This is a genomic window from Aestuariispira insulae, assembly GCF_003385955.1.
In the GTDB taxonomy this organism is placed as follows: Bacteria; Pseudomonadota; Alphaproteobacteria; order UBA8366; family Aestuariispiraceae; genus Aestuariispira; species Aestuariispira insulae.
Genome location: NZ_QRDW01000002.1, coordinates 474,135 through 488,131, shown reverse-complemented (window position 1 = coordinate 488,131; position 13,997 = coordinate 474,135). Strand labels below are relative to the sequence as shown.

Genomic DNA, 13,997 nt, shown 5'->3' with positions numbered 1-13,997 from the left:
TAGGATTATGAATACCAAAATTTATTCCAAACTGGCCTGCGCGTTACTCATCGGCACAGCCCTGTCTGGCTGCAATATGCTCAATCGCCTGGCAGCTGTCGGCGAAGAGCCGACACTGGCCACCATCAACAACCCGACCCACGAGCCGGACTACAAGCCCGTTTCCATGCCCATGCCCTCGCCCCTGCAGGCGGCCCCGCATTCCAACTCGCTGTGGCGCCCGGGCAGCCGGGCCTTCCTGAAGGATTTGCGGGCCAACGAGATCGGCGACATTGTTACAGTCATCATCGACATAGATGATGAGGCTACCTTGAACAATTCCACCACAAGGACTCGGACTGTCACTGATACGACCGGCGTCTCCAGCCTGCTGGGCTACGAGGCTTCCCTCGGTGCCATTTTACCGGAGGCTATCGACCCCACGTCGCTTTTGAGCGTGGACACCGATGTCTCACAGGTTGGCGGCGGTGTGGTTGACCGGGATGAGGATATCGATTTCGAAATCGCCGCTGTTGTCACCCAGGTCCTGCCTAACGGCAATCTGGTGATCCACGGCCGCCAGGAAACCCGTGTCAATTACGAGGTCAGGGAGTTGCAGGTCGCAGGTGTGATCCGCCCGCAGGATATCACCACCTCGAACCAGATCGCCTATGAGGATATCGCCGAGGCCAGGCTTGCCTATGGCGGACGCGGTCATATCAGCGACATGACCCAGCCGAGATACGGTTCTCAGATCATCGACATCATTCTGCCTTTCTAAGGCCAGGCCAGAATACAAGGACAAGAATTACGCCCGCACTCTCTCCTCTCTCTTCTCTCTCCTCAGCGAGCGTAATTCCGGTGGGCCGGCGCCAAACAGCGCCGGCCCTTATCTTTTCTGATCCTGCTTTACTGAAAACAGCACAAAAAAGCCGCCCCATAAGGGCGGCTTTCATTCAACAGTCTCAATCCGCGCAATCAGTCGTCGCGGCGGGTCCGTTCGGAACGCTCATGCATTTCCTGGGCTTCCAGGGAATAGGTTGCAATCGGCCGCGCTTCAAGGCGCTTCAAAGAAATCGGCTCATCCGTTTCCTCGCAATAGCCGAAGGAACCATTGGCAATCCGGTCCAACGCTTCATCGATCTTGGCAATCAGCTTGCGCTCCCGGTCACGGGTACGCAGTTCAATGGCCCTGTCGGTTTCCATGCTGGCCCGGTCAGCCAGATCCGGCTGCGCCAGGTTTTCTTGCTGCATGCTGGCCAAAGTCTCCGTCGAGTCCTCAAGCAGCTCCGCCCGCCAACGCAGCAATTTTTGCCGGAAATATTCCAGCTGCAGCGGGTTCATGAATTCTTCGTCATCGCTGGGTTTATAATCAGGCGGAAGCAAGGGTGCCGTATACCCAACGGAACCGCTCGATTTATCCTCGACGCCTTTAGCAATGACTTCCGGGTTGTGATCAGCAGACATTACCTACTCCCAAAAACTTACCGCCCCAAAATCAAACTACCCCCATTCGTAGTTATCGGGCTTATATTGGCAATGGCCGGGGAAGACAACACGTTTTTTGTAAGAATTATGTTAAATCAGGCCTGAAAGGCCGATTTTGCCCAAAAAGAAAGCTATCGCTGATATTTAGCCAGCTCAACCCGCGCGCGCACTTCTATCTCGCTCAGGATGTCAGACAGCCTGGGATCCGTTACATCCCCCTGTTTTTTGGACACCGAGTCTGCCAATTGCTGCAATCTATGCTGCGGAATGACTCCCAGCAAAAGCCCCGTCCGAATGTCCTCAAGCCGCTCCAGCAACTCCTCGCCCCAAGCCTGGCCTTGGGCATTATTGCCCTGCCCGCCTTCGCCAGCAGTGGCATCATCAACCTGCTGGAGGGCCAAAAGCGCATCCAGCCCGCTGGCCGGGGCTGCCCCGGACAGAGATGATGCCGACTGTTCCTCACTGCCGGTATCATTCAGCGCACTGGCAAATCCGGCCCCGCCGGACTTCTTCGCCTTTGAAGCCTTTTTAGATGCGGAGGTCGCGCGCGTTGAACTGGGTCCATCTACTTTCATAAGGTCAGCTTAGCCTTTTTTTGCCTATCGTTAAACAGATAGATCCATCCCGGCCCAAGGAAACGCCATTAAAAGCACCCACACAGCCGGAATAGGAATTTTATTCCTCAACCATCTTAAAGTCGTCTTCTCCGAGGCTTCGGTCAAGCCCCTGCTTCCAAAGATTTTCTTTCTTTTTGGCCCCCACTGGAAAACTGGCACGACTTTCGCTTGTTAATGGGGCGAGAGAGTAAAAATGAGAGGAAATCCGGGAATGAAGATGCAAAAAACGGCAAAATCCGTTCTCCTTCGATCCCTCATCTGCGGGGTGATGGCCATTTTTGCCGCCCTGACAGCCCAACAGGCCCAGGCTCAATCGCGTGTCAAAGACATTGTCGACGTCGAGGGCGTTAGGGACAACATGCTGGTTGGTTACGGTCTTGTGGTCGGGCTGAACGGCACCGGGGATTCATTGAGCAGCGCGGTTTTCACCAAGGAAAGCCTGATTGGGATGCTGGAACGCATGGGCGTCGCCGCCCGCGATGATGCGCTTTCCACCGCCAACGTCGCTGCTGTGATGGTCACCGCGACCCTGCCGCCTTTTTCCCGGCAGGGGTCACGCATTGATGTTAATGTCTCGGCCCTTGGCGATTCTGACAGCCTGCTGGGTGGCACCTTGCTGGTGACCCCGCTGCTGGCCGCCGACGGCGAGGTTTATGCCGTCGCCCAGGGCAACCTGGCGGTTGGCGGTTTTTCCGCCCAAGGTGATGCGGAAACCGTGGTCAAGGGCGTGCCCACCAGCGGCCGGATCGCGAGCGGTGCGATCATTGAGCGTGAGATTAATTTCGATCTCTCCCGCATGCAGAAATTCCGTTTGAGCCTGCGCAACCCCGATTTCACCACCGCACGCCGTATCAGCCGCGCGATTAACGCCTTTGTCGGCCTGGAGGTCAGCCGCGTATCCGACCCGGGCACCGTCGATGTCAGCGTCCCGGAAGGCTATGACGGCGAAGTGGTCGAACTGATCACGGATATCGAACAATTGCGGGTCGAGCCCGACATGATGGCCCGCGTTGTTATTGACGAGCAGTCCGGCGTGATCGTCATGGGCGAGAATGTAAAAATCAACCGCGTCGCCATCGCGCAGGGCAACCTGACCATCCGCATCCGCGAGAGCGAACAGGTCTCCCAACCCACCCCCTTCTCCAACACCGGCACGACCACCACGGTGGACCGCACCGAGATCGACGTGGATGAAGGTGCTGATCATCAGCTCGGCGTGGTGGAGACTGGCGTCAGTCTCCAGGATCTCGTCAACGGCCTGAACGGTCTGGGGGTTGGCCCACGCGATATGATCACAATCCTGCAGGCGGTCAAAGCGGCCGGTGCCCTGCAGGCAGAAATCGAGGTGATGTGATGGAAATGGCAAGCCTTGATTTTCAATATGACCAGGCCGCCCTTGCCGCGCGCAAGGCACCTGCGATCGACCCCGCCAAGATCAAGAGCCGTGAACAGGCTCGCGAAACCGCAGAAGAATTTGAGGCCATGTTCCTCAGCCTTGTGGTCGAGGAAATGTTCACCGGCTTGGATGCCAGCAACATGTTTGGCGGCGGTAATGCCGAGAAAATGTACCGGTCGATGATGGCCGAGGAATATGGAAAATCCATGGCCAAGAATGGCGGTGTCGGTATTGCCGACATGGTGATGACCGAAATTTTGAAATTACAGGAGCAGGCAGGACAATGACCCCGGAAACACGCGCAGATTTGCTGATCGAACTGGTAGGCAACCTGATCCATGTGATGGAGCGGGAAAATGAAATCCTGGACCATCCCCGTTCCAAGGAACTGGGCCCGCTGGTCCAGGAAAAACAGATGCTGTTCCACAGCTATGAAGGCCAGCTGCAGGCCTTGTCCCGCAATCCGGCCTTTTTCATGACGCTCGACGATGAACGGCGCGAAGAATTGCGCGCGCTGTCGGCGAAGTTTCATGAAGTCCAGACCGTGAATGAGCGCAAACTGCGCCTGGCGGTCAAGAGCAGCAACATGATTGTTGAACGCATCCGCGAGGCCGCAACAAAGGCCAGCGGCACCGCACTCAACAGCTATGGCCAGTCCGGCGGCCAGCAGGCCTATCAGAAAAAAGCGGCTCCGATTGCCGTCAATGAAACCCTGTGATTGCGCCTCGATCTTGCAGGATTTGCCCTTTGACGTTGGAGGTATAGGCAGATGTCTCTTTTAAGCGCTCTTTCCGTTGCTGTTACATCCGTACAGACAATCAATACGGCCGTGCGCACGGTTTCGGACAATATCGCCAATGCCAATAATGACGAATATAACTCGCGCGATACCAATTTTGAGAATCTGCAATATGGCGGGGTCCGTGTTTCGGATATCACGCGCAAGGCCAATTTCGGGGTTCTGCAGGATCTTTTAAACACCATCTCCAGCACCGCCTCCAACCAGGAGCTGGACGATATTTATAGTCGCATGGAACAACTGTTGGGCACCAATGCCAACAGCACGCCCATTTCCGACTTGATCCAGAATCTGAACACCGCCCTGAAAGCTTACGAGGCCGCTCCGGAAAGCGACGCGGCCGAAATCCAGGTGATCACGTCGGGCGAAAACCTGGTCCGGGAACTGACTCGCCTGTCCGATGGCATCGACATTATCGAGCGATCCATCCTGGATGAGATCGACAGCACGGTCACCACCTTGAACGAAGCCCTGGCCGAAGTGGACCGCCTGAATGACATCATCGTGCGGGACAAGGCCAAAAACCTCTCTGTATCCAACCTGCAGAACCTGCGTGACGCGGAAATCCAGAAGGTTGCCGAGATCATGCAGATCAAGATCTTCGAGCAATCAGACGGCCGGATCGTGGTTTATTCCACCACGGGACAGGACCTGACCGACGCCAGCGCCTCCACCTTCACCTGGTCCGAGGGCGCCAGGACCTTGACAAAAAGCGGCAGTTCCACCACCGACTGGATCGCTGCCGGTCGCTTGTCCGATGGTAAACTGAAGGCGCTGACCGACATGGCGCGCATCGATGTGACCGCTACCGCCAACGCCGATGGATCCCTTGGCCCGCTGCAAAAACTCAGAAACCAGCTGGATGAGATCGCCTTCATGCTGGTCGATGACTCGGTTGCCCGGGTTGAAGGAACCGCGGAAGTCGAGTCCCAGACAGATTTCGAGACCGATACCACCATCACCGCCGGTAACACACTGACCGTACAGATCGGCGGCGGCACCACCCAGACATTCACCTTTGGCGGCGGTACAACCGCCACAGCCCTGTTGGCCGGCTTGAACGGCATGACCAATGTGGATGCCCGCTACACCGCTGATGGCAATCTGATGATCCTGACCGATGGTGAGGACATAACGATCGGCGGCACCGCGGCGGTCCTGACCGAACTGGGGCTGACCGCAGGCACCACGGCGGCAGACAGCACGCCGACACTCAACAATGCCTATAGCAAAGAAAAATCCGAAGGCACTCTGGACATTACCAGCAACACCAACCTAGTGGGCATTGCCGGTATCGCAACCGGTGACAGTTTTACCGTTTCGGTCGGCGGCGCGGCGGCTACAACCATCACGTTCGGCGCCGGTGCCGGCCAGGTGAACACCACTGCCGCCCTGCTGGGCGCATTGAATGACATTGAGGGTGTGCGGGGGCGCCTCAACGACACCGGCGGCCTGGAAATTTCCACGACCGAAGGCAGCCTGACCATTCAAAATGGCACCAACACCCCACTGACCGCGCTTGGCTTTCTGTTCAACGGCACCAATGCCGTGGTCCAGAATGACCCCCAGTCCGGCGAGCAGGGCCTCGACTTTTTTGAAGTGGAAGCCGGGACCAACCTGACCGATGTCAGCCGCGTCAATCTGCGGGTCAATGACGTCCTGACAAATGGCACCTCGGATCTGAAAAAATCCGCCGCCACCGGCATGGTCCAGGCGCTCGCCGCCTCCAACCGGGACCTGAGCAGTGGCGGTTTGTCCATTTCCAACAAAAGCTATACCAGCCTGGTTTCCAATGTCATGGTTGATGTGACCAAACGCGCGGAACGATATGAAGCGCTTTTTCAGGATCAGTCCGCCGTCATGGACAATCTGAATGTGCGCCTGCGCAATGAGGTTGGTGTCGATCTGGATACGGAAATGGCGGAACTGACCGTATTGCAGAATTCTTACGCAGCGAGCGCCCGGGTGATCGATATCGTCAACCAGATGTTTGATTCGCTGGAAGCCACTGTGCGATAATAGAATTTTCCAATAACCCCGTTCAGAAGAACCAGGGCAGATGACAGAAAAAATCAGGATTGGCGTGATCGGCCTGGGTGTCGGGGAACGTCATATCGTCGGCTATCGCCAGGCTGAGGAAGCGGATGTTATCGCCGCCTGCGACATCGATCCGCATAAGTTGCGGGATGTGGCCGACCGACGCGAAGTCCCCGAACGCTATACCGATTACCGCAAACTTCTGGAAGACCCGCGCATTGATGCGGTATCCATCTGTTCCCATGATGATGCCCATGCCGACCAGGTGGTCGCTGCCTTTGAGGCGGGCAAACATGTGATGGTGGAAAAACCCGTCGTTTTGAACCCAGTTGACCTGGATCGGGTGATCCGGGCCTGGTCGGACAGCGGCAAGAAAATCTCCTCCAATCTGATCCTGCGGCAAAGCCCGCGCTTTATTGCCCTTCGTGAGATGGTTCAGCGCGGCGATTTTGGTGATTTGGTCTATCTGGAAGGCGATTACATTCATAATGTCCTATGGAAGATCTTGGATGACTGGCGTGGAAGCATGGATTTTTACTGCGTCACCTATGGCGGCGGCATTCATCTCATTGACCTGATGCGCTGGATCAGCGGCGAAGAGGTGACCGAAGTCACCGGCATGGGCACCAAGAAAGTCACCACCGACAGCTCTTACCGTTATCCCGACACCATCGCCAATCTCCTGCGCATGGGAAGCGGGACCCTGGCAAAAACCACCACCACCTTTGGTGCCGCCCGGCATAAATTTCACGCCCTCAATATCTATGGCACCCAGCAAAGTTTTGAAAATGGCGTGCCCCACGGGCGGCTTTTCACCGGCAACCGACGTTTCGGCGCGGATCCTTTCATCGAGGATGAAGTCCGGGAAGAAGCTTTCACCATCCCCTACCCCGCGGTTGAAAAAGGGGATCTGCTGCCAGATTTCATCCGGGCCATCCGCGAGGATCGCGATCCCAATGTCAAAGCCCGGGATATTTTCCGGGTGATGGAAATCTGCTTTGCCTGCTGGGAATCGGTCGAGAATCGGCGTAGCGTTACCCCCAGTTATAGTCTTTAACCCCCTTCATTTTGGGATAGCTGCCTCAATGACGAACAAGCCCTCCATCCCTTTTGGCAAACCCCAGATCAGCCAGGCGGAGCTGGATGCCGTAAAAGCGGTCTTCGACAGCGGCATGCTGGTCCATGGCACGGTAACGCCCGCCTTCGAGGAAGCGTTCGCCAAAAGGATCGGCACCAAACATGCGGTGGCGGTTGCCAGCTGTACCGCCGGTATGCATCTCACCTTATTTGTCCGGGAAATCGGGCAAGGCCATAAGGTAGCGGTTCCGGCCATGACCCATGCGGCCACGGCCCATTGTGTGGAACTGGCCGGGGCAACACCGGTTTTTGTCGATGTCGCGCCGACGACAGGCAATATCTGCCCGGACCAGTTGGATGCACTGACAGAGCCGCTGTCGGTCATCATGCCGGTCCATTATCTGGGCCTGACCTGCGAGATGGACCGGATCCAGGCAACCGCAAACCGGCATGGCGCCTTTATCCTGGAAGATTGCGCGGTTGCGCTGGACGCAGAATATAAAGGTCGCAAGGCGGGCAATCTGGGCCTGGCCGGATCTTTTTCCTTTTATCCGGTCAAGCATATGACCTCGATCGAAGGCGGCATGGTCACCACCAACGACGATCAACTGGCGGCCCAGCTACGCAAGCGCCGGGCCTTTGGTTATAACAAGGCCCTGGGCGAGCGCAGCCGACCCGGCCTTTATGACGTGGATGAGCTGGGTTTCAATTACCGGATGAGCGAGATTGAGGCTGCCGTCGGCCTGGCCCAAATGAAGCGGTTGAATGATTTTCAGGCTGCACGGGCAAAAAATGCCAGGGCATTGGCCCGGGCACTGAAGGACGTAGAAGAACTGACGATCCTGCCACCGCCGTCCCATGAAAGGCCCTCAACCAATTATTGCCTGAATGTGGTGCTGCCAAAAGATGGCAGCATCAGCCGCGAAGGCGTCATGGATGTTTTGAAAGAAGATGGCATCGGTTTTTCCGTCCATTATCCGGGTGCCGTGCCACTCTTTACCTATTATAAAGAGAAATACGGCTACAAAGAGGGGCAGTTCCCGGTCGCCGAATGGCTGGCCAGCCAGACACTGTCCCTGCCTGTGGGGCCTCATCTCACTGAAGGGGACCCGGAACGGATCGCAGAAGCGGTCAAAGATGCCGTCGTAAAGAGCAGAAGCTCGTGATTGGAGGAGTCTAGAAATGCCCCATATTCCCTATGATAGCCTCAAAGCAAAATTGAAGGGCCAGCGTATCCTGCTGGTCGGGGGGGCCGGTTTTATCGGCCATAACCTGGCCATGGAACTGGCCGACATGGGCGCGGATGTGATGATCGCGGATAACCTGATGGTCAATTCCATGATCGAAAACAGCTTCAACCCTGAACAAGACCCGATTCAACGGCAGGCCTATCTTGATTTCCTGCTATCGCGTTTTTCCATCCTGCGTGAAAAAGGTGTGCAGCTAAGGAATTGCGATGCGCGCATCCTGATCGATTTGGGACGTGTCTTTGAAGAATACCGCCCGACCAAGGTTGTCCATCTGGCCGCCATTGCCAGCGCGGTTGATGCTAAGCAGGAACCGGGGCTTTGCTTCGATTTGCAATTGATCACACTGCGCAATGTCCTGGAACTGGTCCGGCCCAAGGTGGATGAGATCAACCAGACCATGTTCATGTCTTCTTCCACCGTCTATGGCGATTTTGAAGGCGATACAGTGGACGAAACCACCTTCCCGCGTCCGGAGGGCATTTATGCCAATGCCAAATTCATGGGCGAGCGCCTGGTCCGGACCTATCGCACGCAATATGGCCTGGGAACAACGGTGATCCGCCCCTCAGCCCTTTACGGTGAACGTTGCATCAGCCAGCGGGTCAGCCAGAAATTCATTGAAAACGGCCTGACCGGCAAACCGTTGCTGCTGGAAGGTGGCGGTGACGGACGTCTGGATTTCACCTATATCAAGGATCTGGTTCAGGGCCAGGTGCGCGCCCTTGCGCTGCATGAAAGCCCGGATGATTCCAGCACCTTCAACATCACTTTCGGCAATGCCCGCACGATCAAGGAACTGGCCGACATTGTGAAGGAAATTGTTCCACAGACCATTTTGGAAGAACGTCCGCGCGCCGTCGACAAACCGATCCGCGGCACGCTTTCCACCGAGCGGGCACAGAAGATCCTGGGCTTCAAGCCTGAATGGCCCCTGGAAACCGGGTACAGGCAATATTGCCAGTGGTATGTGGATGCCTGGGAAAAGGCGAAACGCAAAGCCAATGACCTGTAAGCCATGACCGGCGACAAGAACCTGCGTGGTCAAGGCGCGTTGGTTTTGCTGGCACGCCTTGATTCCTCAAGGCTTCCCGGCAAACAGCTAAAACCCCTTGGCGATGGCACCGTGCTGGATTTGATGGCCAGGCGATTGGCAAATTGCCATCACGACATTCCCATTATCCTGGCCACCAGTGACCGCGCGATCGATAACCCCCTGGCTGATTTCGCGCAACAGCGGGGTCTCCAGTGTTTCCGCGGAAACATCGACGATGTGGCCGGGCGCTGTCTGGCTTGCCTTCAGGCATTCAATCTCGACTGGTTCGTGCGACTGTGCGGCGACAGCCCCTTTGCCGACCCGGTTCTAATAGACCGGATCATTGATGTCTTTCTCACAAGTGACTGCGAAATTGCCACGAATGTCTTTCCAAGAACCACGCCTTTTGGGGCCAGTGTTGAAATTGTCAGCCGTCCGGCCATGGAACGTATTTGCCGGGAAACCGACGATATGGCATTCTTGGAACATGTGACGTTGTTTGCTTACCGGCATCCGGATCGGTTCAAAATCCAAAATGTGGGTGAAGAATCCGGGGCTTATGGGGATCTGTCTTTATCGGTGGACACAGCGGACGATTTGGCGATGGCACAATGGATAGCAAACAAGCTAACAGCCCCCGTCGAAGCGCCGTTGACGGAAATCGTGGCATTGGCCCAGCAATGGCGGGCCGAAACCGGAGGGCGTCCATGAAGATCTATCCTAAAAATGAACCAAGGCGTTTCACCATCAAGGGTGTGACCATTTCCCATGTGGCCGATATCAATCTGGACCCGGATGAGATGATCACCCTGCGGCGCGATGACGGTTCGGAATATGATGTTGCGGCCAAAAGCTGGGGTTACTATGCCACCCCGTCCCTGAACGGGCGGCTGCGCGACCAGGGCTTCCGATCCGTTCTGGTCAAGAATAAATCCACCGGACAGCGCTATGTCCTGCTGGTTCGGGAGGGGCAGCAAAGTGCCTTTAACGAATATCTTGCCCATCAGGATATGAAGGTTCTGGGTTTCCTGGACGAAGAATGCGTCAAGATTGACGATTCAGACGATATGCCGGAATAAGCGTTCATGCCGACACCAATCAATGACATCGCCCATTCCTTTCCTTTTGTGGAGGGGTGGCCGGTCGATATTTCCGAACCGGCGGAGATATTCCTGCAGGCTTGGCTGAAGATGCGCCATGGGAAGATGCAGCCAACCAAACAGGATATCGAGCCTGCCTATATCCCCAAACTTTTGCCCATGATCTGGCTGTATGAGTATCTTCCCGACGAGGATGAATTCCTCTGTCATCTGCATGGTGAGACCATCCGTGAGGCCTGGGGATTTTCCCTGCGCGGCAAAAAAACCAGCGAGTTCATTCCAACAGACTTAATCGACAAGCTGCGGAACCGTTGGCTGCGCGTGATTGAGGGGCCGGCGGTCATGCACAGTGTCATGCGCGAACGGGAAGAGGCAATCCGCTCGGCGGAACGGCTGATGACCCCCATTGCCAATGAAACAGGCCAGATCCGTTTTGTTTTTGGGATCTCCCTTTACGCAGATCTGGGCAAGGATCGGGATCATTTTGGCCCGACCACGGATTTAGTCCGGTATTACACTTTACGCGATGATCTGGACTGATCAGAGATTGCCCTGATTCGGGTTCGGTACCCAATGCCAGGTCTCCTGCCGAAAGAGCTCCTGAAAGCCATTGCGGCGGTAAAAGTCCAGGGATTGTTTATTGGCCAGCTGTGTGCCCAGGCGAATCTCGTCCGCCCGCCCGTGGTAATGCGCATGCATGCCCTGCAGCAAACGCGAACCAATCCCCTGCCGCTGGCATTCCGGATCGATGCCGATCAAATCAATAATTGCCATCTTATCGCTAGGCCTGAACAGGCAGGCATTGAACCCCCGAATTTCCTGAACCTCATCGCGATAGAGCAGCACACAATCCGCCCGGTCTTTCACCGCATTGGCAACCCAGGCAGATTTCAGTGCATCGGCTATCGCATTATCAACTTGGGAGTCAGCATGAAACCGGTCATGTTTGAATGTCTTGGCACCGATTTCCGCACAGGATAGCGCTTCTTCCTCGCTGCGCATGGCTGGCGACACGCCATCAGGCATCTTTTGCCCGGCCACGGGGCAGGTCAGGGTCACCAGGGTTTCAACCAACCGGAAACCATGGCGCGCCAGCCCTCTCCCGCCGGTTTCACCTGCAGGCAGCCGGCAGGAAATCAATCCCACCCCTTGTTCTCTAGCCTCCATCACCACATCTTCCGCCGCCGCCGCGTCCTTCAAACGCCAAACCGGACGCCCAAAAAATGAGGCTTCAAAAGCCAGATCATCCACCGGCAGCATCATTTCCTCCCAGGCCGGAGGAAGGCACGCAGGGTGTATTTGCCGCTAGGTTCCACCAAACGTTCCAGGCGGTCGCAAGAAAAACCTGCCTGATGCGCCAGCAGGGCCAGTGAAGATGCCGAAAAGGCACAGAAATGTTCGATAAAGAACTCTTCGCGGGCGGGACTGTCGGCCATGGCACCCTCCGCATCGGGCAATTCCACATAGACCAGTCCCCCCGGCGCCAGGACATTACGCACTTTTGCCAGCATCCCCACCATGTCCGGCACATGTTCCAGCACCTTGTTCAGGGTGACCAGCGAAAAGGTGCGGTCAATCCGATCGCTCAGGAAGTCGGCGCATAGCCCTTCAACCCCGGCCATTTTTTCCGCATGTTCGGCGGCACGCGGGTCTGGATCAAGCGCCGTGCAATTCCATCCCGCCTGCTGCATGGCCGCCGGGAAGACTGCAAGCCCCGCCCCGACATCCAAAAGCGTTTTCGGGAGATCCGGTGCCGCCTGGTCCCAATAGGCGTTCAATGCCCTCACCCGTTGACGGTTGTCGGATTTTTCCGGTGGCAGCCCCATGATTTTCTCAAAGGTCGTGATGATACGATCACCGTAGGTACTATCCCAGTAATCCTGGTCATAAATCCGGGAGAGATCCATCCGGTGATGGTTGATCACATGGCCACAGCCGCCACAGGTCCAAAGCTCGCGATAATAATCCGCGATGGCAAAATCCGTCTCCCCCTCCGGCCTTGCGTCAAAGGCCGCGTTGAACTGCCAATCCACACTGCGGCAAAAGGAGCAGGCTTGGTCCGGCGGGTTTCGTTTGGTGATGGTCATTGGCCCCAGTTCCAATCTTCAATTAGGAAACCGGGGATTTGCCAGACACCGTCAATCCTCTTCCATATCTTGGTGTTGCGGAATTTTTCGGCAACCTCCCAAAACCAGCTTTCGGGCAATCCTTGAAACGCACAGAATTTCTGAACATCTTCCTCCGGGATCTGGGTGCCTAGTCTGCGGACCGTCTCAATCGCCTCCGCCCGTGTGATCTGGCCATAACGGATCTGCACCGAGAGATTGTCAAACGCCCGGGTAATCCCGAATTTCTGCCATTTGGTGACATGATGCAACGAGATGAAATCACAGTCGATATCGGCAAATTCCCAGGTGCCTGTCTTTCGATCTCCAGCCTGATAGGAAAAGCCATGCTCTTCTGCGATCCGTGTGTTTTCATAGGAATTCCATTTGAAAAACGCGCCCAGAAAGACCGAGCGCACATCAAAACCGGGATTTTCCGGCACCCGATAGGCCGCCAGCTCTTGTTCGCTCAGCCCTTCTTTCCCGACCCAGTCCCGCCAGGAGGTTGATTGCAAACAGCCATGCTTTGCCAGCCAGTCCGCATCCAGTTTGGTGGCCAACCGTTCAATTTCGTTGCCGCCATATTCCAATTGCGGATTTTCGCCCCATAGGATGAGCGGGATTCGCATCTGCACCGCCAGCCGGATGGGGATGGCGAATAAGGCCATATGCATCGGAAGGCCGGTCGCGCCAACGCCTTCGTAGGCAGCCTTCATGAAACGCCGCTCCACATCAGGGTTGATGGTATAATCCAGATGATCCACGCCCAGATTGGCCACCATGTCATCCAGGTTTTTCTGGCCAATCTCTGTTCGGGCCGGGGTTTTCCAGGTGATCGCCAACACATTCAGGCCAAATTCACGTGCCTTGATTACCTGATACCAGCTATCTTTGCCCCCCGACACCGGCACGATACAGTCATAGCCGTCCGAACGGGCCATAGCGTCATCGATGATCACCTGGAAAGCCTCGGCCCGGGCCGCCCAATCGATCTTGTTTTCCTTATCCTCATGTCCATGGCAGGCCGAACAGATCCCGTCAGACGCGATGGACACACCGGGCCTGGTATCTGGCAGAATACATTGGCGGCAATATTTCATAATCTCATCCGATTCA

Annotated in this window: 16 protein-coding genes; 11 read left to right on the top strand and 5 right to left on the bottom strand. The window is 56.1% G+C overall.

Translation table 11 applies throughout. The features are described from left to right. Positions 1 to 7: 7 nt before the first annotated feature. A complete protein-coding gene (flgH, locus tag DFP90_RS08325; RefSeq protein WP_115935990.1) occupies positions 8 to 760 on the top strand; it encodes a flagellar basal body L-ring protein FlgH in 753 nt (250 codons plus the stop codon). A gap of 197 nt (positions 761 to 957) precedes the next feature. Here flgH and dksA read toward each other — a convergent pair whose 3' ends face one another. Continuing rightward, on the bottom strand, positions 958 to 1,323 hold the full coding sequence (gene dksA / locus DFP90_RS08320; protein ID WP_245957008.1) for an RNA polymerase-binding protein DksA: 366 nt from the start codon (positions 1,321 to 1,323) through the stop codon (positions 958 to 960). A 275-nt stretch (positions 1,324 to 1,598) separates the two neighbouring features. After that, positions 1,599 to 2,042, bottom strand: coding sequence for a flagellar assembly protein FliX (locus DFP90_RS08315; protein ID WP_115935988.1), 444 nt, complete (start codon positions 2,040 to 2,042; stop codon positions 1,599 to 1,601). Positions 2,043 to 2,352: 310 nt separating this feature from the next. On the opposite strand from DFP90_RS08315, the gene DFP90_RS08310 reads away from it, so the two are divergent. From DFP90_RS08310 to DFP90_RS08265, 10 genes are read left to right on the top strand one after another with little or no spacing between them, the layout of a single operon-like run. Then, positions 2,353 to 3,438, top strand: coding sequence for a flagellar basal body P-ring protein FlgI (locus tag DFP90_RS08310; RefSeq protein WP_245957007.1), 1,086 nt, complete (start codon positions 2,353 to 2,355; stop codon positions 3,436 to 3,438). Then, a complete protein-coding gene (locus tag DFP90_RS08305) occupies positions 3,438 to 3,767 on the top strand; it encodes a rod-binding protein (protein WP_115935987.1) in 330 nt (109 codons plus the stop codon). The genes DFP90_RS08310 and DFP90_RS08305 overlap by 1 nt, the downstream gene beginning before the upstream one ends. Continuing rightward, positions 3,764 to 4,198: a hypothetical protein gene (locus DFP90_RS08300; protein WP_115935986.1), complete on the top strand. Its 435-nt coding sequence runs from the start codon at positions 3,764 to 3,766 to the stop codon at positions 4,196 to 4,198. The genes DFP90_RS08305 and DFP90_RS08300 overlap by 4 nt, the downstream gene beginning before the upstream one ends. A gap of 51 nt (positions 4,199 to 4,249) precedes the next feature. Then, positions 4,250 to 6,298, top strand: coding sequence for a FlgK family flagellar hook-associated protein (locus DFP90_RS08295; RefSeq protein WP_115935985.1), 2,049 nt, complete (start codon positions 4,250 to 4,252; stop codon positions 6,296 to 6,298). 40 nt (positions 6,299 to 6,338) lie between these two features. After that, positions 6,339 to 7,373 (top strand): Gfo/Idh/MocA family protein, encoded by a 1,035-nt coding sequence (locus DFP90_RS08290; protein WP_115935984.1) that lies wholly within the window; start codon positions 6,339 to 6,341, stop codon positions 7,371 to 7,373. A gap of 28 nt (positions 7,374 to 7,401) precedes the next feature. Continuing rightward, a complete protein-coding gene (locus tag DFP90_RS08285; protein WP_115935983.1) occupies positions 7,402 to 8,559 on the top strand; it encodes a DegT/DnrJ/EryC1/StrS family aminotransferase in 1,158 nt (385 codons plus the stop codon). A 16-nt stretch (positions 8,560 to 8,575) separates the two neighbouring features. Continuing rightward, a complete protein-coding gene (locus tag DFP90_RS08280; RefSeq protein WP_115935982.1) occupies positions 8,576 to 9,655 on the top strand; it encodes an NAD-dependent epimerase/dehydratase family protein in 1,080 nt (359 codons plus the stop codon). Positions 9,656 to 9,658: 3 nt separating this feature from the next. Beyond that, positions 9,659 to 10,387: a cytidylyltransferase domain-containing protein gene (locus DFP90_RS08275; protein ID WP_115935981.1), complete on the top strand. Its 729-nt coding sequence runs from the start codon at positions 9,659 to 9,661 to the stop codon at positions 10,385 to 10,387. Beyond that, positions 10,384 to 10,755, top strand: a complete 372-nt coding sequence (locus tag DFP90_RS08270; RefSeq protein ID WP_115935980.1) for a hypothetical protein — start codon at positions 10,384 to 10,386, stop codon at positions 10,753 to 10,755. Before DFP90_RS08275 ends, DFP90_RS08270 begins: the two co-directional genes overlap by 4 nt. A 6-nt stretch (positions 10,756 to 10,761) precedes the next feature. Further along, a complete protein-coding gene (locus DFP90_RS08265; protein ID WP_115935979.1) occupies positions 10,762 to 11,316 on the top strand; it encodes a PAS domain-containing protein in 555 nt (184 codons plus the stop codon). Here DFP90_RS08265 and DFP90_RS08260 read toward each other — a convergent pair whose 3' ends face one another. The 3 genes from DFP90_RS08260 to DFP90_RS08250 are packed head-to-tail and all read right to left on the bottom strand — an operon-like array spanning position 11,317 to position 13,981. Then, the gene (locus DFP90_RS08260; protein WP_115935978.1) at positions 11,317 to 12,039 is read right to left on the bottom strand and encodes a GNAT family N-acetyltransferase; all 723 of its coding nucleotides are present in this window, start codon (positions 12,037 to 12,039) and stop codon (positions 11,317 to 11,319) included. It abuts the gene before it with no gap. After that, on the bottom strand, positions 12,036 to 12,863 hold the full coding sequence (locus tag DFP90_RS08255) for a class I SAM-dependent methyltransferase (protein ID WP_115935977.1): 828 nt from the start codon (positions 12,861 to 12,863) through the stop codon (positions 12,036 to 12,038). Before DFP90_RS08255 ends, DFP90_RS08260 begins: the two co-directional genes overlap by 4 nt. Next, a complete protein-coding gene (locus tag DFP90_RS08250) occupies positions 12,860 to 13,981 on the bottom strand; it encodes an N-acetyl sugar amidotransferase (RefSeq protein ID WP_115935976.1) in 1,122 nt (373 codons plus the stop codon). The genes DFP90_RS08255 and DFP90_RS08250 overlap by 4 nt, the downstream gene beginning before the upstream one ends. Positions 13,982 to 13,997: the final 16 nt, after the last annotated feature.

Coding starts and splice junctions, on each gene's coding strand:
- dksA (WP_245957008.1), bottom strand. CDS start 1,323: ATGAACCCGCTGCAGCTGGAATATTTCCGGCAAAAATTGCTGCGTTGG.
- DFP90_RS08315 (WP_115935988.1), bottom strand. CDS start 2,042: ATGAAAGTAGATGGACCCAGTTCAACGCGCGCGACCTCCGCATCTAAA.
- DFP90_RS08300 (WP_115935986.1), top strand. CDS start 3,764: ATGACCCCGGAAACACGCGCAGATTTGCTGATCGAACTGGTAGGCAAC.
- DFP90_RS08295 (WP_115935985.1), top strand. CDS start 4,250: ATGTCTCTTTTAAGCGCTCTTTCCGTTGCTGTTACATCCGTACAGACA.
- DFP90_RS08275 (WP_115935981.1), top strand. CDS start 9,659: ATGACCGGCGACAAGAACCTGCGTGGTCAAGGCGCGTTGGTTTTGCTG.
- DFP90_RS08255 (WP_115935977.1), bottom strand. CDS start 12,863: ATGACCATCACCAAACGAAACCCGCCGGACCAAGCCTGCTCCTTTTGC.
- flgH (WP_115935990.1), top strand. CDS start 8: ATGAATACCAAAATTTATTCCAAACTGGCCTGCGCGTTACTCATCGGC.
- DFP90_RS08280 (WP_115935982.1), top strand. CDS start 8,576: ATGCCCCATATTCCCTATGATAGCCTCAAAGCAAAATTGAAGGGCCAG.
- DFP90_RS08285 (WP_115935983.1), top strand. CDS start 7,402: ATGACGAACAAGCCCTCCATCCCTTTTGGCAAACCCCAGATCAGCCAG.
- DFP90_RS08305 (WP_115935987.1), top strand. CDS start 3,438: ATGGAAATGGCAAGCCTTGATTTTCAATATGACCAGGCCGCCCTTGCC.
- DFP90_RS08265 (WP_115935979.1), top strand. CDS start 10,762: ATGCCGACACCAATCAATGACATCGCCCATTCCTTTCCTTTTGTGGAG.
- DFP90_RS08250 (WP_115935976.1), bottom strand. CDS start 13,981: ATGAAATATTGCCGCCAATGTATTCTGCCAGATACCAGGCCCGGTGTG.
- DFP90_RS08310 (WP_245957007.1), top strand. CDS start 2,353: ATGGCCATTTTTGCCGCCCTGACAGCCCAACAGGCCCAGGCTCAATCG.
- DFP90_RS08260 (WP_115935978.1), bottom strand. CDS start 12,039: ATGATGCTGCCGGTGGATGATCTGGCTTTTGAAGCCTCATTTTTTGGG.
- DFP90_RS08290 (WP_115935984.1), top strand. CDS start 6,339: ATGACAGAAAAAATCAGGATTGGCGTGATCGGCCTGGGTGTCGGGGAA.
- DFP90_RS08270 (WP_115935980.1), top strand. CDS start 10,384: ATGAAGATCTATCCTAAAAATGAACCAAGGCGTTTCACCATCAAGGGT.